This window comes from Pseudomonas graminis (assembly GCF_001705435.1).
In the GTDB taxonomy this organism is placed as follows: Bacteria; Pseudomonadota; Gammaproteobacteria; order Pseudomonadales; family Pseudomonadaceae; genus Aquipseudomonas; species Aquipseudomonas graminis_B.
The window spans coordinates 1-23,709 of the sequence record NZ_MDEN01000044.1; the positions used below are offsets into that span (position 1 = coordinate 1).

At 61.7% G+C, this 23,709-nt stretch carries 18 protein-coding genes and 1 pseudogene; 8 read left to right on the plus strand and 11 right to left on the minus strand.

The features are described 5' to 3' along the window. The 4 genes from BBI10_RS00840 to BBI10_RS00855 all read right to left on the minus strand — a co-directional run. Positions 1-459: pyridoxal-phosphate dependent enzyme (locus BBI10_RS00840; protein WP_167355758.1), on the minus strand; the 459-nt coding region annotated here is incomplete at its 3' end. Between the two features lie 647 nt (positions 460-1,106). Beyond that, positions 1,107-2,147, minus strand: coding sequence for an AraC family transcriptional regulator (locus BBI10_RS00845; protein WP_065986132.1), 1,041 nt, complete (start codon positions 2,145-2,147; stop codon positions 1,107-1,109). A gap of 3 nt (positions 2,148-2,150) precedes the next feature. After that, complete coding sequence (locus BBI10_RS00850) at positions 2,151-3,302, minus strand: carbon-nitrogen hydrolase family protein (protein ID WP_065986133.1); 1,152 nt, start codon at positions 3,300-3,302, stop codon at positions 2,151-2,153. Positions 3,303-3,513: 211 nt separating this feature from the next. Further along, positions 3,514-5,154 (minus strand): methyl-accepting chemotaxis protein, encoded by a 1,641-nt coding sequence (locus BBI10_RS00855; RefSeq protein WP_065986134.1) that lies wholly within the window; start codon positions 5,152-5,154, stop codon positions 3,514-3,516. A gap of 285 nt (positions 5,155-5,439) precedes the next feature. Between BBI10_RS00855 and BBI10_RS00860 the strand changes: the two genes are divergently transcribed. After that, positions 5,440-7,479, plus strand: coding sequence for an NADPH-dependent 2,4-dienoyl-CoA reductase (locus BBI10_RS00860; RefSeq protein WP_065986135.1), 2,040 nt, complete (start codon positions 5,440-5,442; stop codon positions 7,477-7,479). 95 nt (positions 7,480-7,574) lie between these two features. Here BBI10_RS00860 and BBI10_RS00865 read toward each other — a convergent pair whose 3' ends face one another. From BBI10_RS00865 to BBI10_RS27815, 6 genes and pseudogenes are all read right to left on the minus strand, one after another. Further along, a complete protein-coding gene (locus tag BBI10_RS00865; RefSeq protein WP_065986155.1) occupies positions 7,575-8,213 on the minus strand; it encodes a DUF2931 family protein in 639 nt (212 codons plus the stop codon). 97 nt (positions 8,214-8,310) lie between these two features. Then, positions 8,311-8,949, minus strand: coding sequence for a DUF2931 family protein (locus tag BBI10_RS00870; protein ID WP_065986136.1), 639 nt, complete (start codon positions 8,947-8,949; stop codon positions 8,311-8,313). Then, positions 8,946-9,620 carry a hypothetical protein gene (locus BBI10_RS00875; RefSeq protein ID WP_141695079.1) on the minus strand — a complete coding sequence of 225 codons (675 nt, stop codon included), beginning with the start codon at positions 9,618-9,620 and terminating at the stop codon, positions 8,946-8,948. The genes BBI10_RS00870 and BBI10_RS00875 overlap by 4 nt, the downstream gene beginning before the upstream one ends. Further along, entirely contained in the window at positions 9,607-10,116 is a 510-nt protein-coding gene (locus BBI10_RS00880; RefSeq protein ID WP_244160283.1) for a DUF2931 family protein, read from the minus strand. The genes BBI10_RS00875 and BBI10_RS00880 overlap by 14 nt, the downstream gene beginning before the upstream one ends. A gap of 125 nt (positions 10,117-10,241) precedes the next feature. Further along, a complete protein-coding gene (locus BBI10_RS28320) occupies positions 10,242-11,804 on the minus strand; it encodes a T6SS phospholipase effector Tle1-like catalytic domain-containing protein (protein ID WP_347876456.1) in 1,563 nt (520 codons plus the stop codon). A gap of 147 nt (positions 11,805-11,951) precedes the next feature. Further along, positions 11,952-14,267, minus strand: a pseudogene (locus BBI10_RS27815) (type VI secretion system Vgr family protein); the annotation flags it as partial. Positions 14,268-14,509: 242 nt separating this feature from the next. Between BBI10_RS27815 and BBI10_RS00890 the strand changes: the two are divergent. From BBI10_RS00890 to BBI10_RS00905, 4 genes are all read left to right on the plus strand, one after another. Then, a complete protein-coding gene (locus BBI10_RS00890; protein WP_065986140.1) occupies positions 14,510-15,526 on the plus strand; it encodes a 1-aminocyclopropane-1-carboxylate deaminase/D-cysteine desulfhydrase in 1,017 nt (338 codons plus the stop codon). Positions 15,527-15,676: 150 nt separating this feature from the next. Next, positions 15,677-17,017 carry an MFS transporter gene (locus BBI10_RS00895; RefSeq protein WP_065986141.1) on the plus strand — a complete coding sequence of 447 codons (1,341 nt, stop codon included), beginning with the start codon at positions 15,677-15,679 and terminating at the stop codon, positions 17,015-17,017. A gap of 286 nt (positions 17,018-17,303) precedes the next feature. Then, a complete protein-coding gene (locus BBI10_RS00900) occupies positions 17,304-18,542 on the plus strand; it encodes an MFS transporter (RefSeq protein ID WP_065986142.1) in 1,239 nt (412 codons plus the stop codon). After that, a complete protein-coding gene (locus BBI10_RS00905) occupies positions 18,536-19,819 on the plus strand; it encodes an arsenic transporter (RefSeq protein ID WP_065986143.1) in 1,284 nt (427 codons plus the stop codon). The genes BBI10_RS00900 and BBI10_RS00905 overlap by 7 nt, the downstream gene beginning before the upstream one ends. On the opposite strand, the gene BBI10_RS00910 is transcribed toward BBI10_RS00905, so the two are convergent. Further along, positions 19,782-20,768 carry a DUF1853 family protein gene (locus tag BBI10_RS00910; protein ID WP_065986156.1) on the minus strand — a complete coding sequence of 329 codons (987 nt, stop codon included), beginning with the start codon at positions 20,766-20,768 and terminating at the stop codon, positions 19,782-19,784. The two genes, BBI10_RS00905 and BBI10_RS00910, sit on opposite strands and share 38 nt — an antisense overlap. Before the next feature lie 187 nt (positions 20,769-20,955). Between BBI10_RS00910 and BBI10_RS00915 the strand changes: the two genes are divergently transcribed. Genes BBI10_RS00915 through BBI10_RS00925 form a run of 3 tightly spaced genes read left to right on the plus strand, consistent with a single transcriptional unit; the run spans position 20,956 to position 23,686 of the window. Beyond that, complete coding sequence (locus BBI10_RS00915; RefSeq protein ID WP_037011709.1) at positions 20,956-21,846, plus strand: NAD(+) kinase; 891 nt, start codon at positions 20,956-20,958, stop codon at positions 21,844-21,846. Further along, complete coding sequence (locus BBI10_RS00920; RefSeq protein ID WP_065986144.1) at positions 21,846-22,817, plus strand: metallophosphoesterase; 972 nt, start codon at positions 21,846-21,848, stop codon at positions 22,815-22,817. The genes BBI10_RS00915 and BBI10_RS00920 overlap by 1 nt, the downstream gene beginning before the upstream one ends. After that, on the plus strand, positions 22,814-23,686 hold the full coding sequence (locus tag BBI10_RS00925) for a rhomboid family intramembrane serine protease (RefSeq protein WP_065986145.1): 873 nt from the start codon (positions 22,814-22,816) through the stop codon (positions 23,684-23,686). Before BBI10_RS00920 ends, BBI10_RS00925 begins: the two co-directional genes overlap by 4 nt. The last annotated feature ends 23 nt before the right edge of the window (positions 23,687-23,709 follow it).

Below are 23,709 nucleotides of genomic sequence, written 5' to 3' on the forward strand. Positions count from 1 at the left end.
GGCAATGGTGTCAGGGTCGTCGTAGGGGTGGACGTAGACGTAGCCATGTTCCTCGACCAGCTTCAGCGAATACGCCAATGCTTCGGGAAACGAGTCGCCGTGCAGTACGACCTTTCCGCCCCGGGAGCGCACGCCTTCGACCTTGATCTCTGGCGTGGTCTTCGGCATCACGATGGTGGCCGACACGCCCAACGTCTTCGCCGCCAGCGCCAAGCCTTGGGCATGATTGCCCGCCGAGGCCGTCACCACGCCCCGCGCCAAGTCTTCCGGACTCAACTGCGCCAGCTTGTTGTAGGCGCCACGAATCTTGAAGGAGTAAACGGGCTGGAGGTCCTCGCGCTTTAGGAGCACGTTGTTGCCCAGGCGCTCGGAGAGTTGGCGGGCGGCGTGCAGCGGGGTTTCCACGGCAACGTCGTACACGCGGGAGTTAAGGATCTTTTTGACGTAGTGATTGAGCAGGTCGCCCTGAACGAGCGGGTAGGCCGGTGGCTGACTCATCGTGAGGGCCTCGTCGGAAGGCTTGGGATGATCAGGCGGGCGGCGAAGCAGGCGAGGGAAGGGCAAATGATCATGTCTGGCTCCTGATGTGGTTTTTGGCCCGGGAGACAGAGAGAAAAAACCCGCCTCTAGGGCGGGTTGGGTGCAAACGTCGGCTAACCCGCCATGACTGGAATGGCGGTAATAATTATCGGGCCAAAGAAATGCTGGGATGCGTTCATGGCGTCGAGACTATGGCGAACACGGCGCAGTCGTCAAGTGGGCGACGCCGTCATCGCTCAAAAACTGACAGTCAGGAAAAAACAAATGCCAGACCCAGGCAAGGCTAACAATCCCTTGGGCCGTCGCCGTTTATCCGCGCGCGTCTACTGTTCAACGGGCCTTCATTTTTTGTTCATGAGGGCACTTTAGGGTTGGGTTCGTAGTCAGTGAATCTGCAGCTGAATGACTCAGCGGCACAAGAACACCATCGATCACAAGAACCCGCCACGAGGGCGCAAAAATGGACGAGTACCAAGAAGAACTGCTGGAATACCAGGCGTACGAGATGGACCCGCTGGAACCCGCAGAAGACGCCACCGAGTTGTAGGAAAACCCACGCCTGCCAGTCAGAGCGACTGGCGCTGGCTGCGACGAAACGCACCGGGCGTCTGTTCGGTCCAGCGTTTGAAGGCCCGCTGAAAGGCTTCTGCTGACGCAAATCCCAATAAGTAGGCGATTTCGCCAAAGGCCAGTTCGGTGTCCCGGATGTAGGTCATGGCGAGGTCGCGCCGGGTGTCATTGAGGATCGCACGGAACTGTGTGCCCTCGTCCGCCAGCTTGCGGCGCAGGGTCCAGGTCGGCAGCTTCAGTCGCGCGGCCACTTCTTCGAGATCCGGCTCCCGCCCCCCATTCAACAACGGCCCCAGCAATTGGGTGATGCGCTCGCGCAGGCTGCGGGTTCGGGTGAGTTGTTCGAGTTCCCGTTCACACACCTGCAGCAGATGCCGCCAGGTACTCGGCACGTGGTCGGGGTTGCGCAGGCCCAGCTGGCGCTGGTTGAGGCGCAGCTGATTGACGCCCGCCGCGAAACCGACCGGCTGCTCGCAGAGCGCGGCGTATTCAGCGGCGTAGGCGGGGGCGTCGAACTCGATCTCCAGACGTTCGGCTATCAGCGTCGTCCCGCTCAGCGTCGACAGCTGGTGCAGCCAGCCGCTGAGGATCGAATCCACCACGAAGCGGTTGTAGCCGTTGTACGGGCTGATGGAATAGAAGCGCAGCCAGGCGCCGTCGCTGTCTTCGTGCAGGCTCGACTGGCCGCGATAATTCGAGCCGTACAGCGGTTCAAAACGAATCAGCGTGCGCGCCGCTTCGCGCACGGTCGGCGCCTGCGCGGCCGTGATGCCCGCCAGACCGGCGTGGCTCAGACGGCTGGATTGGCCCATCCGCAGGCCCAAGGCAGGCACGCCGGTCAGCTCGATGGCCCCATGGCCCAGGCGCATGTAGCGCGGGATCGACAGCCGGGCGCCGGCCTCACCGAGTCGTGCGGCATCCAGGCCGTATTGCTGCAGCAGCGGTTGCGGGTCCTGGCCTTCGTTGCGAACAGCGTCGGCGAGGCTGTGGACGAACCCCACGGACAGATCGCCCAGACGCACACGAGGGGAGGTCATCGATTACAACCACAGATTGATCAGGCGGGCGCCATGCCCGGGGCGAACGCCTTTCGGGGCAGCGCTGATGGACTGCTCGGCGACGCTTTGCCCGCCGCGACTGGCGAAACTGTGGCCGGCGCTGCCCTGGTCCCAGAACTGGCCGCGCATGAACACGCTGACGCCGGCCTTCGCCGTGCTGGCCGGTGTCAGGGCCAGTCGGCGCCAGGCTTCACCCTGGGTGATCGGTTTGGCCCCCAGATTCAAATGGGCCGCCAGCGCGTCATGCTTGTCGCTGCGCCAGGGTTGCGTCCAGCCGTACGTGCCGGCGACGTAGGCCGGTACTGCAATCAGCTCGACGCCGCTCGCGTTGAGTCGCGCGTAATTGTCGGGGTACCAGCTGTCGCTGCCGATCAATGTCGCCAAACGGCCGGCCGGGGTGTCGATCACGTTGAGCGGCGCGTCCTTGCCAGGACGGATGTAACCCCGCTGGTTCCAGCCCGGGAACAACTGACGCTGCGGTTGCCCCAAGGGCAGGCCGTCGGGGCCGAACACCAGGCTGCTGTTATAGAGCGCGCCGCGGCCGATGTGCAGTTCGCCGTTTTCCACGTGCGGGCTGGGCAGCACGATCGAGCCGGCCACCAGCGTCACGCCGAACTCCTTTGCCAGCCCGCCGAACACGTTCTGATAATCCTGCGCCATGCTGTGCGCCTTCATGCGCAGGCGTGCGTCCTCGAAGCGGCTGCTGCCCCGCGCGTGAATCACTGCGTCGATGAACAGCAACGGATTACTGAACGCCAGCCAGTTCATCGCCTCGTCGAAGGTGGTGGCCTGGTAGAACTGGGCTTTTTCGTCCACCGCCAACAACCAGGTGCCGATGTGCTCGGGCAGCACCACAATGGTTTTATCGTTGAGCAGCCCATGGTCGCGGGCCTGGACCAGGTACGACGCCAGCTTGCGATGCAGGCGTTTGGCACTCGAATAATCGGAAGGGAACAACTCGGGCTGAATGCCCAGCAGGTTGCCGCGTTCACCGGGTTGCCCGTCGTTGATCACCAGCTGAATGCGCAGGTCTGTCAGGTAATGCCCGACATGACGTTTGCCCGTCCACAGCCCGTAGCTGACGAGAAGAATCACCAGCACTGCAGCGGTAAGTGAGCCGAGAACTTTGCGCATGAAGAAAGGAGAGCTGCCTCTGGGAAGAAAGCGCGCAGGGCGCGATGACGTTGCCGGAAGGCTACGGCAAAACGCTGCTTTGGAGAAGGTTTGCCAACGGCCAGAGCGGCCATTCGGCGAATGGGTTCAAGCGAGGCGGCATCGGCGGCCGCCTGCGCTGTATGGATCAACCGTGATGCCTGCGATTTGCAGGCATCACGGGCGATGCGTTTTACAGGCGGAAGCGGCTGACCAGCGTGTTGAACGAAACGGCCAGGCGGGAAAGATCCTGGGTCGATGCGTTGGTCTGGTGCGCACCGGCCGCCGTCTGGGTAGACAGATCCTGGATGTTCACCAGATTGCGGTCCACCTCGCGCGCGACATTCGCCTGCTCTTCGGAGGCCGTGGCGATGACCATGTTGCGTTCGTTGATCTGGGCGATGCCGTCGGCGATCTGCTCCAGTGCGCGGCCCGTTGCCTGGGCCAGCGCCTGGGTGTCGGTCACCAGCGCCTGACTTTTGCCCATCGCCCCCACCGCCTGATCGGCGCTGGCCTGGACGCTGTTGATCATGCCTTCGATTTCACCGGTTGAGGCCTGGGTGCGTGCAGCCAATGCCCGGACTTCGTCGGCAACCACGGCAAAGCCTCGGCCCTGTTCACCGGCACGGGCGGCTTCGATGGCGGCGTTCAAGGCCAGCAGGTTGGTTTGTTCGGCAATGCCGCGAATCACGTCCAGGACTTTGCCGATGTCCCGCACCTGCACGGCGAGGTCGCGGACCATGTTGGTCGAGGTGGCGATTTCGGTGGTCGCGCTGTTAATGGCTTCGACCGCGCCACGGGCCTGGTCACGGCCGTCGCTGGCCTGTTTGCTGGTGGTTCGGGACGCGTCGGACGTGGACACGGCGTTGCGCGCCACTTCTTCCACCGCGGAAGTCATTTCCGTCACAGCGGTCGCGGCCTGCTGGATTTCGTCGTTCTGGCGGACCAACCCTCTGCTGCCGTTATCGCTGACGGTGGTCAGCTCTTCTGCGGCGGAGGCCAGTTGATTGGACGCATCGGCAATCTGCTGAATGGTGCTTTTCAGGCTGCCCTGCATTTCGCCCAGCGCCGTCAGCAATTGCCCGGCTTCATCGCGGCCGGTGCTGACGACGGGTTGCGTCAGGTCACCGCCGGCGATGCTCCGCGCGCTTGCGACCGCATAAGCAATAGGACGGCTGATCAGACGACTGATGAACATGCCCAGCAGAATCGCCGCCAGAAAGGCAATGCCGATGCCGATGTACAGCGCGGTCTTGGCGGAGGACTCCATGCGGGCGGCATCCTCGGCGCCTTCGCCAATCTGCCGGTTATTGGAGTTAACTATGAGGGTCAGCTCATCGAGCACCACGTTGTAGGCCGTCTGAAGGTCGCCGAACAACAACGCGCGGCCGCTATCAAGGTCGCCGGCCTTCATGAGGCCAAGGTATTTCTGGACCAGCGCCTGGTAGATCGGCCAGTCCTTTTCCATTTGATCGCCCGCCGCGCGCTCATCGTCGGCGAGCGGGGTCTTGCGGTATTCGGCGAACGCTTTTTCGCTCTGCTGCTGATTGGCGTTCATTGAGGCAATCACTTCGTCCCTCACGCCCTGGGGCATGCCGGCGGCAGTGGCCGTGTATAACCGATACAGATCGCGGCTTTGCCCTACGGCGTTGGTTCTGGCCCCGCCGGTTTTTGCGACGGACACCAGGTTATTGCTGAACACCAGTTTCAGGCTTTCCGACAGGTCGGACACGCCACGGCTTCCGAGCACACCCACGCCCAGGGTGATGAAGGCGCACAGCACAAAGGCTGTGACCAACTTGGTCGAAATTTTTGCATCATTGATCCAGCTCATTGATCGTCCTGCCGAGGTGTTGAGAAGAAGGACATTGCTCAGACATCGGGGAAGTGCGGCAAGGTCGTCGTGGGGCTATCGGCGGCGAAGTGCAAGTCTGGAGGGTGGCCCGACGAATGATGAGGTGCACCGCTTGGTCATTGATTTGTCACTTCCAGTCATTGAGCATGGCCGGGCGGCTGTTTACTGTTTGCGTCATGTACAAGGCGCTCGTCCAAGGCCCTGACTGATTCGACGGGCGCCACAGAGCGCCCGCACCCCGTGATGATGCTCGATGGAGTTTTTATGGCCGCCCCCCACTACCCGCACCTGCTCGCTCCCCTGGACCTGGGTTTCACCACGCTGCGCAACCGCACACTGATGGGCTCCATGCATACCGGGCTTGAAGAGAAGCCGGGCGGATTCGAGCGCATGGCGGTGTATTTCGCCGAGCGCGCACGGGGCGGGGTCGGCCTGATGGTCACCGGCGGTATCGCACCGAACGCTGAAGGCGGGGTGTATTCGGGGGCGGCCAAGCTGTCGACGCCGGAGGAGGCGGCCAATCATCAGGTTGTCACCAAAGCCGTTCACGAAGCAGGCGGCAAGATCTGCATGCAGATCCTTCACGCCGGGCGTTACGCCTACAGCCCCAAGCAGGTGGCACCGAGCGCGATCCAGGCGCCGATCAACCCCTTCAAGCCCAAAGAACTGGACGAAGAGGGCATCGAAAAGCAGATTCAGGATTTCGTCACCTGTGCGACCCTGGCGCAGACTGCCGAGTACGACGGCGTCGAAATCATGGGCTCCGAAGGCTATTTCATTAACCAGTTTCTCGTTGCCCACACCAACCATCGCACCGACCGTTGGGGCGGCAGCTACGAAAACCGTATGCGCCTGCCGGTGGAGATCGTGCGCCGCGTGCGTGAAGCCGTCGGCCCGAAGTTCATCATCATTTATCGCCTGTCGATGCTCGACCTGATCGAGGGTGGCAGCACTTGGGAAGAAGTGGTGCAACTTGCCCAGGCCATCGAGCGTTCGGGCGCCACGCTGATCAACACCGGCATTGGCTGGCACGAAGCGCGCATTCCGACCATCGCCACCAAGGTGCCGCGCGCGGCGTTCGCCAAAGTGACCGCGAAAATGCGCGGCTCGGTGTCGATCCCGCTGATCACCACCAACCGCATCAATACCCCCGAGGTCGCCGAGCAGGTGCTGGCCGAAGGCGACGCCGACATGGTCTCCATGGCGCGCCCGTTTCTCGCCGACCCGGAATTCGTCAACAAGGCCGCGGCCGGTCGCAGCGACGAGATCAACACCTGCATCGGCTGCAACCAGGCGTGCCTCGACCACACCTTCGGCGGCAAGCTCACCAGTTGCCTGGTTAACCCCCGCGCCTGTCATGAAACCGAGCTCAATTACCTGCCGGTCACCCAGGTCCGGAAAATTGCCGTCATCGGTGCCGGTCCTGCGGGCCTCGCTGCCGCGACTGTTGCGGCCCAGCGCGGGCATGAGGTGACGCTGTTCGACTTGGCCAGCGAAATCGGCGGGCAGTTCAACATCGCCAAGCGCATTCCGGGCAAGGAAGAGTTCTTCGAAACCCTGCGCTACTTCGGCCGCAAGCTGCAGACCACCGGCGTCGACCTGCGCCTGAACACCCGCGTCACTGTCGATGACCTGCTTGGCAAGGGCTATGACGAAGTGATTCTGGCCACCGGCATCGCGCCCCGCACGCCCGCCATCCCCGGTGTCGACAACCCCAAAGTGTTGAGCTACCTCGACGTGATCCTCGGCCGCAAACCGGTTGGCAAGTCCGTCGCCGTGATCGGCGCGGGCGGCATTGGCTTTGACGTGTCGGAATACCTTGTGCACCAGGGCGTCTATACCAGCCTGGATCGCGACGCGTTCTGGGACGAGTGGGGCATCGACACCCAGCTGCAAGCGCGGGGCGGCGTGGCCGGGATCAAGCCTCATCCCCATGCGCCAGCGCGTCAGGTGTTTCTGCTGCAGCGCAAGGCCACCAAAGTCGGCGACGGCCTCGGCAAAACCACGGGCTGGATTCATCGCACGGGGCTCAAGAACAAACAGGTGCAGATGCTCAACAGCGTGGAATATTTGAAGATCGACGACGCCGGTTTGCATATCCGGATTGGCGCGGAGGGCGAGGAGAAACTGCTGCCGGTGGACAACGTGGTGATCTGCGCGGGGCAGGATCCGCTGCGTGAACTGTATGACGGGTTACAGGCAGCGGGGCAGAGCGTGCATCTGATTGGCGGGGCGGATGTGGCGACTGAACTGGATGCCAAGCGGGCGATTGGTCAGGGGTCGCGGTTGGCGGCGGGGTTGTAAAGGGGTTGGGTTCTGGCGGGTGATGTTGCGGGTGGGGTTGATGGGCTTGGGTCGCGTGCCGCCAGGGCCTGTAGGGACTCTGGCGGGTGAGACGGTTACCAGCTGCCGTAGGGGATTCCGTGCTGGTCGATCCAGGCTTGGGCTGCTGGGTTTGGTGGTCGGTAAAACAGCCCTTTATCGTTCAGGTAAGGGCCGCGAGGTTCGACTTCGGCTTGAAAGCGGCCGACTTCTTTGAAGCCCAGGCATGGACCGCCAACCCAGACTTTCACGATCCCTCCTGGGGCCATGCCTAAGGTGATGACATTCCGGTAGTCTTCCTTCCAATCATTTGGGACCAGACAAAACGCTTTTTCCGGCCGAACCATCTCGTCTCGCACCCACTGTGGTATCTGTACTTTGATCTTGTACGACTGCGGCTCTACCAGTGACTGCCATCGCAAAAAGATCAGGTCTGGCAAGTCGACGTTGTTTATAGGTTTTCCTCCCGCCCCCCCTTGGTGCCAGCCCTCGACTTTCCCGGTGTAACTCGCTACGCCACCGTGTACTCGAAAGAAGGCGAGTCCACGCCTGTCCAGCACGTCGACGGTCTCAACCCAGACTTCCATGTGCTTGGGTGCAGCAAAACCTATGTACCAGGCCGGATACGGCAGCTTGGGGGCTGGGGGTAACCTTGGGCCACTCGCGCACGCGCTGAGGCTGAGTAACAGACCGGCTGCACAAATCAGCCTACTCAGGCGGGGAGTCCATTCTGCGGCTGAGCCCCTTGAGCCAAGTCGCCATTGCGCCCGCAGTTGCGTGTACTGATTGTGATTGCGACCACTCATGGCCGAGTTACCAACTGCCATAGGGAATGCCGTGCTGTTCTACGTAAGCTTTATTCTCCGGTTCGAGCGGGATGTACTTGCCCTTGCTTGCGCCACGATAGGGGCCGAGCGGCTCGACCTTAGCTTGGTAACGGCCGACTTCCTTGAAATCCAAACAAGATCCCCCTACCCACACTTTTACGATTCCGCCGGGTGCCATGCCCAGCGTGATCGTCTCCCGATAGTCTGTTTTCCATTGCTGATTCCACTGGCAAAGAACACGCTCTGGCCTAACCATCTCATCACGGACCCATTGCGGTATCCGGATGCTGATTTTGTAAGCCTGAGGCTCCACTAGTGACTGCCAGCGCAGAAGGAGTTGGTCTGGTAAGTCGACGTTGTTGATGGGTTTGCCACCAGATGTGCCCTTGTGCCAGCCCTCGGGTTTACGTGTGTAACCGGCGACTCCAGCATGCACGTTGAAGAAAACATATCCCCGCTGATCAAGTACATCGACGCTTTCCACCCACACTTCCATGTGCCTTGGCGCGGCGAAGCCTACATACCACGCCGGATAGGGCAGTCTGACGGGCGGGGGTACTGACCCTCCCGTTGCACAGGCACTCAAGCTGATCAGGAATCCGACCGCAAAGACCAGACGCCTCATTCCGGATAACCCTCCTGCGGACGATTGAGGTGCACATTCCTACGATTCAGCGGCGCCGGTTTGCTCAATAGAAAGGGACCCTCAGGGGGCCAGTGTGCGGACAGGTGGATGTAACGTGCTCGGAGTAGTGCTTGGTGCGCAGGTTCAAGTTGTACAAGCCGACCTGTCATTACCTGCTGCAATATTCGCTCGGCGATAGGCATGAGCTCGTCGGGTATTGCGAGTTCAGGGCGCTCCTCCAATCGCTTGAATGGAACGCCGTGACGTATCCCCAGCTCACGCATGACACGCAATGCAATCAGGCTCAGTTCGCCATGCACGGGGCGTTCGAGCAGCACGGTTATCCAGTAGTGCTCCATGGCCGACGCAGCTTTGCCGCGAGGGTTAGTTGCTGCAGGCCAGGCTTTCACCGCAATGTAGCCATCGCGGGCCACGCCTGATTCGCGCAATACGTTGGCGTCCGCTTCTGCACGGGCCCAAGCGGCGTGGGATTCAACCCTTTGACCGATTGGAACGCTGGCCTTGCAGGGCTGCGTCATCCACAGCTTTTCTCGCGCGCGTGGCAGGTAGCCCCCGCCGACATCGGAGTGAGCGCCGCACTGGATTCTGAGACGTTCATTTGTGCGGTGGCGCGATGGGTGCGGGGCCGCAGCAGCATTACCAGCTGCCATAGGGAATGCCGTGCTGGTCGATGTAGGCTTTGTTTTCAGGTTCGAGTGGGATGTACTTGCCCTTGCTCGCCCCACGATAGGGTCCGAGCGGTTCGATTTCAGCCTGAAAGCGGCCGACCTCCTTATGCTCTAAACACCCCGATCCGACCCAGACCTTTGCGATGCCTCCGGGCGCCATGCCCAGGCTTATGGTGTCCCGATATAGAGTGACAACTTCCTGATCCCAGCTACAAAACTCCCGCTGTGGCTTGATCATTTCATCGCGCACCCATTGGGGTATTTTGATCAAAACTTTATAGGTTTGTGGTTCAACTAAGGATTGCCAGCGCAGAAAAATTTGATCTGGTAAATCGACGTTATTGATGGGCTTGGACTTGCCTCCTCCTTCGTGCCAGCCATCCGGCTGACCCGTGTAGCTGGCGACGCCACCGTGCACGCGAAAAAAAGCAAGGCCGCGCTGATCCAGCACATCAACCGTCTCCACCCACACCTCCATATTTTGGGGCGCTGCCAACCCTACGTACCACGCCGGATACGGCAGCTCGGGCCTCGCTGGAAGTGGAGAGTTCGCTGCACAGGCACTCAGGCTGATTAGCAATCCCAGTGCATACGCCAAGCGCCTCATTCGGGATAACCTTCTTGCGGACGATTGAGGTGCACGTTCCTACGATTCAGCGGTGCCGGTTTGCTAAGTAAGAAGGGACCTTCAGGGGTCCAGTGCGCTGATATGTGGATGTAACGCGATCGTAGCAATGCCTCTTGCGCAGGTTCCAGGCGTACGAGCCGGTCCGTCATTACCTGCTGCAAGATTCGCTTAGCGATAGGCATAAGCTCCTCTGGCACTGCGAGTTCAGGCCGCGCTTCCAGACCCTTGAAGGGAACGCCGTGACGTATCCCCAGTTCACGCATAACACGCAGTGCAATCAAGCTCAGTTCGCCATGTACAGGGCGTTCGAGCAGTACGGTTATCCAGTAGTACTCCATGGCCGACGCAGCTTTGCCGCGAGAGTTAGTTGCTGCAGGCCAGGCTTTCACCGCAACGTAGCCATCGCGAGCCACGCCTGATTCGCGCAATACCTTGGCGTCCGCCTCCGCACGGGCCCAAGCGGCATGGGACTCAACTCTTTGACCCGACGGAACGCTGGCCTTGCAGGGCTGCGTCATCCACAACTTTTCTCGTGCTCGTGGGAGATAGCCCCCGCCGACATCCGAATGCGCGCCCGGCAGTCCGATTTGGAGGTGCGTGTGGTGGACGTTATTAAGAGAAAAGTCGGCGCGGTACTCGTCGAGCGCTTGAAGGTGAATGACCTGCCGCGCGCAGTCGGGTGGCAGATAGAGATTGACGCCCTGATTCAGGTCGTTGCCAGGACTGAAGTCCCCATGTAGAGGGTCTGAGATGGCCGCAACCGTATCGAACAGGCCAATCAGATTGATGCAAACATCAGCGGCGTTATCAAAGCTTTTCAGCAGACCGCCCCTCCCCCTTGCGAACATCTCGCTGAATATCCCGCGTCCGGGTTTAAGGACTTCGTTTGCGCAATGTCGTGCAGCAGCAGCTCCACGGCTGAAACCAAAGACGTCAAATTCGACTTTGCTTATCGCCACACTAGGATTTTTGGTAATGAATGCACGCAGGCGCTGCCTGATTGAGTCGGGTGCTTGTCTCACCCGCGCCACCACCCCAGTTTCACCCTGCCCGAGTCCTTGGCCGATCAGTCTGTCATCTTTGCCGCCACTACGTGTGCCGATGCCTTCCATGTAGACGGATAGGTAGGCGATCTTTTGGTCTTTATTAAGCGGCGTGGTGCTGTTATCCGGATACAAGTCATACAAATACGCCACATTGCTCGGCGCATTCCCGTAACTGTTGTTCGGCGCGCTGTTAAACGCACTACCGTCAAACTCTCCAAACCCGTACTGCTTGCACGTCGCCGCAATGCTTTCAAGCTCTTCGCTGCTAAAGCTCTCAAGATCCTGCCGTCGGCACTGTGCGGTCGCCGCCGCATTGCTCTGGTTGTTCCCCGTCCCGTCAAAGAACAACCCGATTCGCAAGGTAATGCCTTCGGTGATTTCCTCTTCCTCTTCTTCCTCCTCCAATTCAGGTGCGGGACGCGGCTTCAGCCATTCTTCGGGCTCCGGAAAGTCGATCGCCACGCGTCCGGGCAGCATCGTGTGGACGGGCATGGTCTTGCCGTCCTTGTCGGTCACGCCGTTGAACACCTCGCCGTTCTGCGTGGTGATCCGGTAACGGACGAAACGGGCGGCGGCCTGTTGCGCGTCGACCAGGGTGTACCCCGCCCCATAGCCATAAGGGATTGGCGTCACCGGAGTCGTCAGCGTGGTGGCAGCGGCCTTCAGCACATAAGCGGCCCGGTGATGGATGTTGCCGGGCGCCCCCAGCTCGATCTCGCCATCCTTGATACGGATGAATGCGTCGCCGCAATTCAGGAGGAGCTCTTCCGGGGCGCTGATTTCGATCCGGCCGGCCAGGCTTTCAATCTTGATGTCGTGCTGGGCGAGCGCGTGCAGTGCGGCACTTTGGGCGTGAAGCTGAACGTCGCCCTGAACCGCTGTTAATTGCAGACCCTTGGTGATGGCGCACAGGCTGATCGCACCTTCGGCGGTACCGGTGATGTTGCGTCCGGCGCTGAGGTCGGTTGAGCGTGACGAGGTGATGGCGACGCTTGCGCGACCGGAGGACACGCAGATGGCCTCGGGGCTGACCATGCCGATGCCGGCCGGCGCGTGCAGCAGAAGACCGGGCTCGGTGAGATGGGGGAGCGCATCGTTCAGTTGCGTTTGGCCGCTTGTATCGGCGGGAATGGCGCCCGCACCTCTCGCGGCCTGGGCCATGGTGCGGGCCAGGGAAAGCGCGGTTTCGAGCTGGTCGATTGCAGCGTCCATGTCGAGCTGCATCCCGTGGGCCTGGGTCTGTTCATCCGCACTGATAAACAGCCCGCGCCCCGCCCGAATCGCGCCCCGGCCGTCCGTGCGCAATTCAAACCCTTCGCCGCGCTTATCCTTCTCGTTGTCGACCAGATGCCCAAGGTTTATCTGGCTCTTGCCGCTGTGGTCGGTGCTGAGTTTGATGTGTTCCTTGCCGCGATCGTCCTCCATGCGCAGCTTGTTATTGGCCGGAGTACGCAGCACGTTGCGTTTGTAGTCGCTGCGCAGCAGCGTCACAGGGTCGGGATGGCGGCTGTCGTGAAGGGCGTGGGCGATGTAGGGCCGGTCCGGGTCGCCTTGCTCGAAGGCAATCGCTACTTCTGTCCCGCAGATCAGCGGCAGGTGCAAGCCATGGGTATCGCCTGCGTACGGACGGGCAAGGCGCAGCCAAAGGCTTTCTTGACCCAGCTTCCAGCTGTCGCGATCAAACAGAAAGCTGACCTTGTAGCGGCCTTCGCTGTCGATGTGGCTGTAGGGATCGTTGGCCAGCGAACTAGTCACACGGGCCGGAACAGTGCCGGCTATCTTAGGTTTGGCCAGCAGCGGCGGCCGAAAACACACGCTCTCCGAATAAGGAATCGCTTCAAAGCTCAGTTCAAAACTGCGATCCCGTGCAGCGCGCAACTGTAGCCTCGTGAGCACCGCGCCTGGCTCAAACGCCTGCGGCGCCCCACCGGAAATCGCCAGCACCTGCGCCAATCCCAACGAAGCGCTGCTGCTAATTCCGGTCAGCCGAGTCTGGTTATTGAGATACCGCTCATGCCGCAACCGTCCATAGAAAAACCCGCTTTCACTCTCTAAATCTTCATCCTGATCAACCTTGTCGCCGAGCACCTTGTACGGCTCCGCATAGAGATACGCCTCGCCATAGGTCGTGGTGTCACCTCGCGTCTGATCGACATCCGCATCCAGCCATGCGTTCGCATCCCGATGGTGATAGGCCCGAAAGTGAACGCTCTGCTCCACCACCTCATGACTGACCTGCAGCCCCCAAACCCCATCCTGGCCGCTGCTGCCCAATCCCGACTGCGGCCGAAACGGCAAGCTCACACGCGGCCGAACGTAATGCCGCTGATCATCATGAAACTCGACGACCGCAATCCCCAATCGCTCGTCATTGGTAAATCGATACCAGATCCCCACTTCCGCCAGCAGCCGCGAAATAAACGCCAGATCACTCTCGCCGTACTGCATCACCTGCTCACGCTTCGGATACTCCCGCACCAGCGAAAACAGAAAATCCTGCCCCTCAAAATCATGCCGTGTGCGCAGAATGCTCTCGATAATCTGCGGCACGGACTGGTGCTGATAAATCCGAAACTGCCGCCCACGGGCCAGCAACGCCAGGCGCGGCTGCAAAGTAATTTCGTACCGGGCCTCGTCATCCGAACCGGAAAGCCGCTTAAAACCCGTCACCACACCATGCAGCGTCCGCAAGGCTTCAACACGAGGCACCGGCAAGCCTCGAATCGGAACAGCCAACGTATGTGCAGCTGCATGCAGACTGAACTGAACTGTCTTGCCCAGCATCTGCTCGGCGCCGATGTCCTGCTCGACACAAGTAAATTCCACGCGATAAAGAAATGGCTGACTCAGCTGCTCCTCACCCTCAAACGCCAGTACATCAAGCGAAAAAGGAAGGCGATGAACAACAAGTTTATGGCGACTGTGATCGAAAAAAGGCGGCAATACGTTGAACATGAGCGAGCGTCCCTGGCAGGAAAAACGCCCCTGACCAGTCCGAAGAAGACCGGATCAACTCGTCCATGAGAGAGGGCTGAGGCGGGCGAAGATGACGCTTTTCAAAGCGTCATTCCATAGCGAAAACACGATCCGGACGCGTCCTAATGAAGAACAAGAATCCCCCTACACAGCCCCCCCAAATCGAGACCCCCGCCCGACGAGTGCTAGACTCCCGAACCGTCCATTGCCCGACCGATTTCATGTTCCCTCTCTCCTCACCACTGTCTCCCGCACCGCTGCAACCGCTCAATTTTGACTGGCTCCAGGCAGCGGGCGTGGAGGCGGCGATCCTGCGGCTGGACCTTGTCGATCCCCTGATCAGCGGCAATAAATGGTTCAAGCTCAAGCACCATCTGGCGGCGGCTGAGCGAGCCGGTGCACGGGGTGTTATCAGCCTGGGCGGCGCGCATTCCAATCACCTGCATGCGCTGGCGGCGGCGGGCAAGCGCTTTGGTTTTGCCACGGTCGGGTTGTTGCGGGGGCATGCGGTCGAGACGCCGACGGTGCTGGATCTGCAGGCGTTCGGGATGGAGTTGCACTGGCTGGGTTACGCCGGGTATCGCGCGCGCCATGACGCGGATTTCTGGGATCCGTGGCGCGAGCGTTATTCGCATCTGTTTCCGGTGCCCGAGGGCGGAGGCGGGCTAGACGGCGCGTTGGGCTGCGCTGAAATCGTCAAACAGGCGCGCAGCCAGCTCGGCGATTTGGGGTGGGAGGATTACGATTGCTGGTGGCTGGCGTGTGGCACCGGCACCACATTGGCCGGATTGGTGCTGGCGGAGGCGGGCCAGCATGAGGTGATTGGCGCGATGGCGGTGCCCGAAGCTCATGGGGTTGAGGGCAATGTGGAGGGGATTGTTGAAGCTTTCGCGAGCAAGCTCGCTCCCACAGGGACTGTGGCGCCCTTGGGCAGAATGAGTCCGCGACCGACAGGCTCGGACGTGGGGATAGACCGCAAAAAGCCCCAGGGTTACCGTTTGCTCGACGCCAGTCGTGGCGGCTTCGCGAAGACCGATCCCGCGTTGCTGGATTTCATTGCACGGCACGAAGCAGAAGCCGGTATCCCCCTCGAACCGCTGTACACCGGCAAGGCATTGCTTGCCCTGCATGACGAGGTGGTCGCGGGCCGGATCGCCAAGGGCACGCGGCTGATTTTCCTGCACACCGGCGGACTGCAGGGCAAGCGAACCTTCGATGCTGCGCACGCACATCCCTGACGCCGGAGCGCGCATCCGGGCACTGGCACGAATCCTGCGGCCTACACCCCCCGACAGGTCGGTCCTGAGTACGTCGGCGGCATTTCTGGAGTCGGGCGGGCAGGGCGCTGTGCCGATAATCGGATCTTTCCCACGCGCGCCGAGGTTTCCATGACCACTCCCGTCCTTGAGCAGGTTGATCCTGCCACCCTGAGAAAAGTCATCGTGGCGGCCGCCATCGGTAATTTCGTCGAATGGTTCGACTTCGCGGTGTATGGCTTTCTGGCCACGACCATTGCCCAGCAGTTCTTCCCCAGCGGCGACGCCAGCGCCGCGCTCTTGAAAACCTTCGCGGTGTTCGCCGTGGCCTTCGCGTTTCGGCCCCTCGGCGGGGTGTTCTTCGGCATGCTGGGCGACCGCATTGGCCGCAAGCGCACGCTGGCGTTCACCATTCTGTTGATGGCCGGGGCGACGACCATCATCGGTCTGCTGCCGACCTACGCCGCAATCGGCGTCATGGCGCCCGTCTTGCTTACCCTCATCCGCTGTGCCCAGGGCTTCTCCGCTGGGGGTGAATACGCGGGGGCGTGTGCCTACTTGATGGAGCACGCCCCGCGCACGCAACGGGCGTGGTACGGCAGTTTCGTGCCGGTGTCGACCTTTTCGGCCTTCGCGGCGGCGGCGATCATTGCCTACGCGCTGGAGGCCTCTTTGAGCACCGAAGCCATGGGCAGTTGGGGCTGGCGGCTGCCGTTCCTGATCGCCGCGCCGTTGGGGCTGGTCGGGCTGTACCTGCGCTGGAAACTGGACGAAACACCGGCCTTTCAGGCGGTCAAGCAGGAACACGCGGTAGCCCATTCGCCGCTCAAGGAAACCCTGCGCAACCATGGCGCGGCGATCTGCTGCCTCGGCGCGTTCGTGTCGCTGACGGCGCTGTCGTTCTACATGTTCACCACCTATTTCGCGACGTACTTGCAGGTGGCGGGTGGGCTGAGTCGTGCGACCGCGCTGCTGGTGTCGTTAATTGCGTTGCTGTTCGCGGCGGCGATCTGCCCGGTGGCCGGGGCGTTTTCCGACAAGGTCGGGCGACGCAAGACGGTGCTCAGCACCTGTGTACTGCTGATCGTGGTGGTGTATCCGTCGTTTTTGATGGCCAGTTCCGGTTCTTTTGTGGCCTCGATCGTCGGTGTGATGTTGCTGGCGATCGGCGCCGTCCTGTGCGGCGTGGTGACGGCGGCTTTGTTGTCGGAGACCTTTCCCACGCGTACCCGTTACACCGCTTCGGCGATCACCTACAACATGGCGTACACCATCTTCGGCGGAACGGCGCCGCTGATGGCGACCTGGCTGATCGGCGCGACGGGCAGCAACCTGGCGCCGGCGTTTTACCTGATCGTGATTGCGCTGCTGGCGCTGGCGGGTGGGCTGGCCTTGCCGGAGACGTCCAAAGTGTCGCTGCATGAGGTGGAAGGTTCGTTGACGGCGCGGGGGAGATTGCAGACGGCGGTTTGACTGGGGGCTCCACCTTGCTTGCCAAGGAGGCGGTGTGCCTGCTGGATGTTGGGCGGATTGCAGGCCGTCTTCGTGAGCAAGCTCACTCCCACAGGGTTTGCGTTTGATTGACAGGAGAGTGGTGTCAAAAAGCTTCAGGTGTCCTGACACTACGTCACCCATCAGACAAATCAGCAACAAAATATGGCAGCGGCGCCCCAAAAAATGGCACATTGGCGGCCCCTTGTGCCGCTGACATGTTCTGTAACGAGTCCCACGGCGCATCAACGTTCGATGGATGAACCCGATGGCCGTTACCAGCCCTGCAACCGTGCCCGCGACCGATACCCAACCCGTTCCCGCCCCGCAATCTACGCAATCAAGCCCCTTGGTCATGCGCATCATTGGTGCGGTGGCCCTGGCGCATCTGCTCAATGACTTGATCCAGTCGATCCTGCCCTCGATCTACCCGATGCTGAAGGCCGCTTACGGCCTGAGCTTTACCCAGGTCGGACTGATCACGCTGACGTTTCAGGTCACGGCGTCCCTGCTGCAGCCGTGGGTCGGTTATTACACCGATCGCCATCCCAATCCGTTGGTGCTGCCGGTCGGTTCGTTGTGCATTTTGGGCGGCGTCATGATGCTCGCGACCGTGGGCAGTTTTCCGCTGATCCTGCTCGCCGCGGGCCTGATCGGCATCGGCTCGTCGACATTCCACCCCGAAGCCTCGCGCATTGCCCGGCTGGCCTCTGGCGGGCGCTTTGGTCTGGCGCAATCGACCTTTCAGGTGGGCGGCAACAGCGGTTCCGCCATCGGGCCGCTGCTGGCGGCGGCGATCATCATTCCGTTCGGTCAGGGCCACATCGCCTGGTTCGGGCTGGTGGCGCTGTTTTCCGTAGGGCTGCTGTACGCCATCAGCCGCTGGTACAAGGCGCACCTGGCGCTGTTCAAGATCAAGGCCGGGCAAGCAGCGACCCACGGGCTGTCGAAACGTCGGGTGACCAGCGCGCTGGTGGTGCTGGCGCTGCTGGTGTTCTCCAAATATTTCTACATGGCCAGCTTCACCAGCTACTTCACGTTTTACCTCATCGACAAATTCCAGCTGTCTGTGGCCAGCTCTCAGCTGCATTTGTTCATGTTTCTGGCGGCGGTGGCGGCGGGCACGTTCTTTGGCGGGCCGATTGGCGATCGCATCGGCCGTAAAGCGGTGATCTGGTTCTCGATTCTGGGCGTGGCGCCGTTTACCATCGCGCTGCCTTACGCTGACTTGTTCTGGACCAGCGTGCTCAGCGTGATCATCGGTTTCATTCTGGCCTCGGCGTTCTCCGCCATCGTCGTCTACGCCCAGGAACTGGTGCCGGGCAACGTCGGCATGATCGCTGGCATCTTTTTCGGCCTGATGTTCGGCTTCGGCGGCATCGGAGCAGCATTATTGGGCCACCTCGCGGATCTTCATGGCATCGTCTATGTCTACACGCTGTGTTCCTACCTGCCGCTGTTAGGCATCCTCGCCATCCTGCTTCCGAGAACTTCAAAAAGATGTTGATAGCCGTCGCGATTTTTCTGGTCACCATCACCCTGGTGATCTGGCAACCCAAGGGCCTTGGTGTCGGCTGGAGTGCAACGTTTGGCGCCGTGCTCGCGCTGCTTTTCGGGGTGGTGCACCTGAGTGACATCCCTCAGGTCTGGCACATTATCTGGAACGCAACCGGGACGTTCATTGCGCTGATCATCATCAGCCTGCTGCTCGACGAGGCCGGGTTTTTCAACTGGGCCGCGCTGCACGTGGCGCGTTGGGGCAACGGCAAGGGCCGGCGGCTGTTCGCGTTTATCGTGCTGCTCGGCGCGTTGGTGTCGGCGTTGTTCGCCAATGACGGCGCAGCGCTGATCCTGACCCCCATCGTCATGTCGATGCTGCTGGCGCTGCGCTTTTCGCCGGCGACCACCTTGGCCTTCGTGATGGCGGCAGGGTTCATTGCTGACACCGCGAGCCTGCCGCTGGTGGTTTCGAACCTGGTCAACATCGTTTCGGCCGACTACTTCGGCATCGGTTTCAACCGCTATGCATCGGTGATGGTGCCGGTGAATCTGGTCAGCGTTGCCGCCACCCTGGCGGTGCTGATGCTGTTCTTTCGCCGCGACATCCCGAAGACCTTCGACGCCTCGCAACTAGACGAGCCGTCTTCGGCGATCAAGGACCGCGCGACCTTCATGACCGGTTGGTGGGTGCTGGGGATCTTGCTGGTGGGCTGCTTCGCCCTGGAGCCGCTGGGAATTCCCATCAGTGCGATCTCCGCTGTGTGCGCCGTGATCCTGTTGGGCATTGCCGCCAAAGGCCACCGCATTTCCACGCGCAAGGTGCTGAAAGACGCGCCGTGGCAGATCGTGATTTTCTCCCTGGGCATGTACTTGGTGGTGTATGGCCTGCGCAATCAGGGCCTGACCGACTACCTCGCGACCTGGCTGGATCGTTTCGCCGAACATGGTGTGTGGGGCGCGGCCATGGGCACGGGCGTGCTGACGGCGCTGCTGTCGTCGGTGATGAACAACCTGCCGACGGTGCTGATCGGCCTGCTGTCCATCGAGGCCAGTCAGGCCCACGGCCTGCTGCAGGAAGCGATGATCTACGCCAACGTGATCGGCAGCGACCTGGGCCCGAAAATCACCCCGATTGGCAGCCTCGCTACGCTGTTGTGGCTGCATGTGCTGGCGAAGAAGGGCGTGACCATCGGCTGGGGCTACTACTTCCGCGTCGGCATCGTGCTGACCGTGCCGGTGCTGTTGATCACCCTCGCGGCGCTGGTGCTGCGACTGAGCCTGTAACGCGGCGAGAGTCCGGCAGGTTCGGCCACAGGTCGGGCACCAGAAACAGCCGCTCGGCCTCTCGCCAGTGGCCGTCGGAATGGCGGGTCAGGCGCACCAGTAGTTGCGCCGGCCCGAGCGGGTCCAGGGCCTCCAGCCAGTCCTTAAACTGGCGAGGGGTCCATGGCGCGTCACAGCGCGAAGGCGCCAGCCAGGCAGGCCGCGGCAGCCATTGCCAGCGACCGTCCAGGCTGTTTTCTGCGTAGCCCGGCCAGTCCTTTTGATGCAGCCACTTTCCCCGCAGATGCTCAGGGTGTGCCCCTTGTGGCGACGCGCCCGCACCGGGCCATGGATAAAACAGATAACCCCCCAGCCAGAGCGAAGCGCTAAAGGTGTCCACGCCCCGCGCAGCAAGAACGGCGCTGCTCTCGGGGCGCGCTGACATGGGCAGTTGATGCTGATTCAGGTGCGCGAGCTTCAAATCCAGCCGGTCGAGGGCGCCGGGGCCGAGCCAGTGGGCCGGGTTTTCGCCGTCCTGATCCTGCTGCCCCAGGTACAGCTTGATCGCCAATTCAATATGGTGAACGCCACCCTTATCCCTCAGCAGCATGTCCAGCTCGCCCAGCGTGCGGCCTTCGCCCTGAATCGGCAGGTTCGCCGCGAGCAGCTCGACGCCGGGCGCGTGCTGGATTGCGAATTGCCAGAGCCGCTCGTAATACAGCCCCAGCCGGCGCGTGGAACTTCTCGCCAGCCAGGTATTGAGGGCGCTGTCGTCTCTGTCCAGCTGGGTTAAAAAAGCTCCCAGCGCTTCCGGTTGCTGCGCCCAGTCGCTGCCGCTGAGCGGATGACGCTGGGGCCACTGGGTTTCAGCCAGCAGGGGAGGCGACAGGATCACCCACGCCAGGTCCCGCACGGTGGGCGTAAGAAGCTGACGGGGCAGGGCGCTCAGGGTCGGGAAAGGGTTATTCATCGAGGCAGAATAGCGGGTGATGGGCGGTTGTAGCCACCGCTTCATCGTCGCCGTCGGATGCGACAGGTCAGCTCAGGCATGCCTGAAAGGCGCTGCTTGAAGGGGGCGCTCAAAGAGCCCATTTGCCGCCCCCGACCCCTTCGCCCATAATCGCGTTCTTTACACGCATCAAGCCTGCGGGAGCCCCATGGAGCAATTTCGAAATATCGGCATCATTGGTCGCCTGGGCAGTACCCAGGTGGTGGAGACCGTTCGCCGACTCAAGAAATTCCTGATATCGCGGCACCTGCATGTGATCCTCGAAGACGCCATCGCCGAGGTCTTGCCGGGCCATGGTTTGCAGACCTCTTCGCGCAAGATGCTCGGTGAAGTCTGCGACATGGTCATCGTCGTCGGCGGCGACGGCAGCCTGCTCGGCGCCGCCCGTGCGCTGGCCAAGCACAACGTGCCGGTGCTGGGCATCAACCGCGGCAGCCTGGGCTTCCTGACCGATATCCGCCCCGACGAGCTGGAAGTCAAAGTCGCGGAAGTGCTCGACGGCCACTATCTGGTGGAAAACCGCTTCCTGTTACAGGCCGAAGTGCGCCGTCACGGCGAAGCGATCGGACAGGGCGACGCCCTCAACGACGTCGTGCTGCACCCCGGCAAATCCACGCGGATGATCGAATTCGAAATCTACATCGACGGCCAGTTCGTCTGCAGCCAGAAGGCCGACGGCCTGATCGTCGCCACGCCCACCGGCTCCACAGCCTACGCGCTGTCCGCGGGCGGGCCGATCATGCACCCCAAACTCGACGCCATTGTCATCGTGCCGATGTACCCGCACACGCTGTCCGGCCGGCCGATTGTCGTCGACGGAAACAGTGAGCTGAAAATCGTTGTCTCAAAGGACATGACGATCTACCCACAGGTTTCCTGCGATGGCCAGAACCACTTCACCTGCGCGCCGGGTGACACCGTGACCGTGAAAAAGAAGCCGCAGAAGCTGCGCCTCATTCACCCCCTCGACCACAACTACTACGAAGTCTGCCGGACCAAACTCGGTTGGGGCAGTCGGCTTGGCGGCGGGAGCGACTGATGCTCGATCCCGCGCGTGGCTACGATCTGATCGGTGACGTGCATGGTTGTGCCCAGACCCTTGAGCACTTGCTCGACACCCTTGGTTACCGCTTTCAGGCCGGCGTGTGGCGCCACCCTGAACGCACCGCCGTGTTCCTCGGCGACATCATCGACCGCGGCCCTCGCATTCGCGAAGCGCTGCACATCGTCCGTGACATGGTCGAAGCCGGCCAGGCGTTCTGCATCATGGGCAACCATGAATTCAACGCGCTGGGCTGGAGCACGCCGGCGCCGCCTGAGAGCGGCCATGAATGGGTGCGCGAGCACACGCCGCGCCATGCCCGTCTGCTGGGCGAAACCCTGGCGCAGTTCGAGCAGCATCCCGGTGACTGGAACGACTTCCTCAAATGGTTTTACCAATTGCCGCTGTTCATCGACGCCGAGCGCTTCCGCGTGGTGCACGCTTGCTGGGATGCCAGCCTGATCGAGCCGTTGCGCAGCGTTCATGGCGACGGTCGTATCGACCAGGCCTTTGTGCAGGCGTCGGCGGAGCCGGGCAGTTTTGCCTGCGCGGTGTTTGATCGCCTGCTGCGCGGCACCGACATGCGCCTGCCCCACGGCATGACCCTGACCGGTGGCGACGGCCTGACCCGCGGCTCGTTCCGCACCAAGTTCTGGGAAGACGACCCGCAGACCTACGGCGACGTGGTGTTTCAGCCTGACGCGCTGCCCGAGCCTGTGGCGCGGCGGCCGCTGTCCCCCAGCGAGAAAAACGCGCTGCTGCGGTACGGCGCCGATGAACCGCTGTTGTTCGTCGGCCACTACTGGCGCAGCGGCATTCCCGCGCCGATCCGCCCCAATCTGGCCTGCCTCGACTACAGCGCCGTGCTCTACGGCAAGCTGGTCGCCTATCGGCTGGATCAGGAAACACAGATTGACCCGGACAAGTTCGTCTGGGTCGACGTTACCCGACCGGAGATAGTTCAATGAGTCCGGTTGCTGTATTGCGTTTGCCCCTCCAGACCGACCTGAGTGGTTTCGTCGAGTTGCTGCGGCGCCTCAACGTGCCCCATCGGGTCAGCGAGGAGGCCGGTGAGCAAGTGCTGTGGGTGCCCGATGCGCCGCAACTGGCCGATGACGTCCGCCAGTTGTATCGGCAATACCCCGAAGGCGACCCGACCGCGCAGTTGCCGCCGGGACGCGAGGTGGTGGCCGTGAGCCGGCCGAGTCCGCTGGTCCAGGTGCGCAACAGCCCGGTCACCAGCGTGATCTTGCTGCTGTGCCTGATCGTCGCCGGCGTGACCTTGCTCGGCGACAATTTTGAAGCCTTGAGCTGGTTGACCTTCAACGACTTCCGCGTCAACGGCGAGTACATCAGCTTTTTGCCGGTGGAAACGTCCCTGGCAGCGGGGCAGTGGTGGCGCGTCGTCACGCCAATGCTGATTCACTTCGGTGTGCTGCACCTGGTGATGAACGCGCTGTGGTTCTGGGAGCTGGGCCGACGCATCGAAATGCGCCAAGGGAGTTGGCAGTTGCTCGGCCTGACCCTGGCGTTCAGCGCGTTTTCCAACTACGGCCAGTATTTCTGGAGCGGCCCGAGTCTGTTCGGCGGTCTGTCCGGCGTGCTGTATGGCCTGCTCGGTCACTGCTGGATCTTTCAATTGCTCGCCCCCAACCCCATGTATCGTTTACCACGCGGTGTTCTGGGGATGATGCTGATCTGGCTGGTGGTTTGCCTGTCTGGCGTCGTCGGTGTGCTCGGGTTTGGCGAAATCGCCAACGGCGCCCACGTCGGCGGCCTGATCATCGGTTGTGCTACAGGTCTTGTGGGCGGTGCACTGGCCCGCCGCAAACATTAAAATCGCCCGCTTAATTCTGGGAG

What these genes read in the sequence shown, in the direction of transcription:
- BBI10_RS00845 (WP_065986132.1), bottom strand. Translation starts at nt 2,147, where the DNA reads ATGACCTCCCCTCGTGTGCGTCTGGGCGATCTGTCCGTGGGGTTCGTC.
- BBI10_RS00850 (WP_065986133.1), bottom strand. Translation starts at nt 3,302, where the DNA reads ATGCGCAAAGTTCTCGGCTCACTTACCGCTGCAGTGCTGGTGATTCTT.
- BBI10_RS00855 (WP_065986134.1), bottom strand. Translation starts at nt 5,154, where the DNA reads ATGAGCTGGATCAATGATGCAAAAATTTCGACCAAGTTGGTCACAGCC.
- BBI10_RS00860 (WP_065986135.1), top strand. Translation starts at nt 5,440, where the DNA reads ATGGCCGCCCCCCACTACCCGCACCTGCTCGCTCCCCTGGACCTGGGT.
- BBI10_RS00870 (WP_065986136.1), bottom strand. Translation starts at nt 8,949, where the DNA reads ATGAGGCGTCTGGTCTTTGCGGTCGGATTCCTGATCAGCTTGAGTGCC.
- BBI10_RS00875 (WP_141695079.1), bottom strand. Translation starts at nt 9,620, where the DNA reads ATGGCAGCTGGTAATGCTGCTGCGGCCCCGCACCCATCGCGCCACCGC.
- BBI10_RS00880 (WP_244160283.1), bottom strand. Translation starts at nt 10,116, where the DNA reads ATGGAGGTGTGGGTGGAGACGGTTGATGTGCTGGATCAGCGCGGCCTT.
- BBI10_RS28320 (WP_347876456.1), bottom strand. Translation starts at nt 11,804, where the DNA reads ATGCCCGTCCACACGATGCTGCCCGGACGCGTGGCGATCGACTTTCCG.
- BBI10_RS00890 (WP_065986140.1), top strand. Translation starts at nt 14,510, where the DNA reads ATGTTCCCTCTCTCCTCACCACTGTCTCCCGCACCGCTGCAACCGCTC.
- BBI10_RS00895 (WP_065986141.1), top strand. Translation starts at nt 15,677, where the DNA reads ATGACCACTCCCGTCCTTGAGCAGGTTGATCCTGCCACCCTGAGAAAA.
- BBI10_RS00900 (WP_065986142.1), top strand. Translation starts at nt 17,304, where the DNA reads ATGGCCGTTACCAGCCCTGCAACCGTGCCCGCGACCGATACCCAACCC.
- BBI10_RS00905 (WP_065986143.1), top strand. Translation starts at nt 18,536, where the DNA reads ATGTTGATAGCCGTCGCGATTTTTCTGGTCACCATCACCCTGGTGATC.
- BBI10_RS00910 (WP_065986156.1), bottom strand. Translation starts at nt 20,768, where the DNA reads ATGAATAACCCTTTCCCGACCCTGAGCGCCCTGCCCCGTCAGCTTCTT.
- BBI10_RS00915 (WP_037011709.1), top strand. Translation starts at nt 20,956, where the DNA reads ATGGAGCAATTTCGAAATATCGGCATCATTGGTCGCCTGGGCAGTACC.
- BBI10_RS00920 (WP_065986144.1), top strand. Translation starts at nt 21,846, where the DNA reads ATGCTCGATCCCGCGCGTGGCTACGATCTGATCGGTGACGTGCATGGT.
- BBI10_RS00925 (WP_065986145.1), top strand. Translation starts at nt 22,814, where the DNA reads ATGAGTCCGGTTGCTGTATTGCGTTTGCCCCTCCAGACCGACCTGAGT.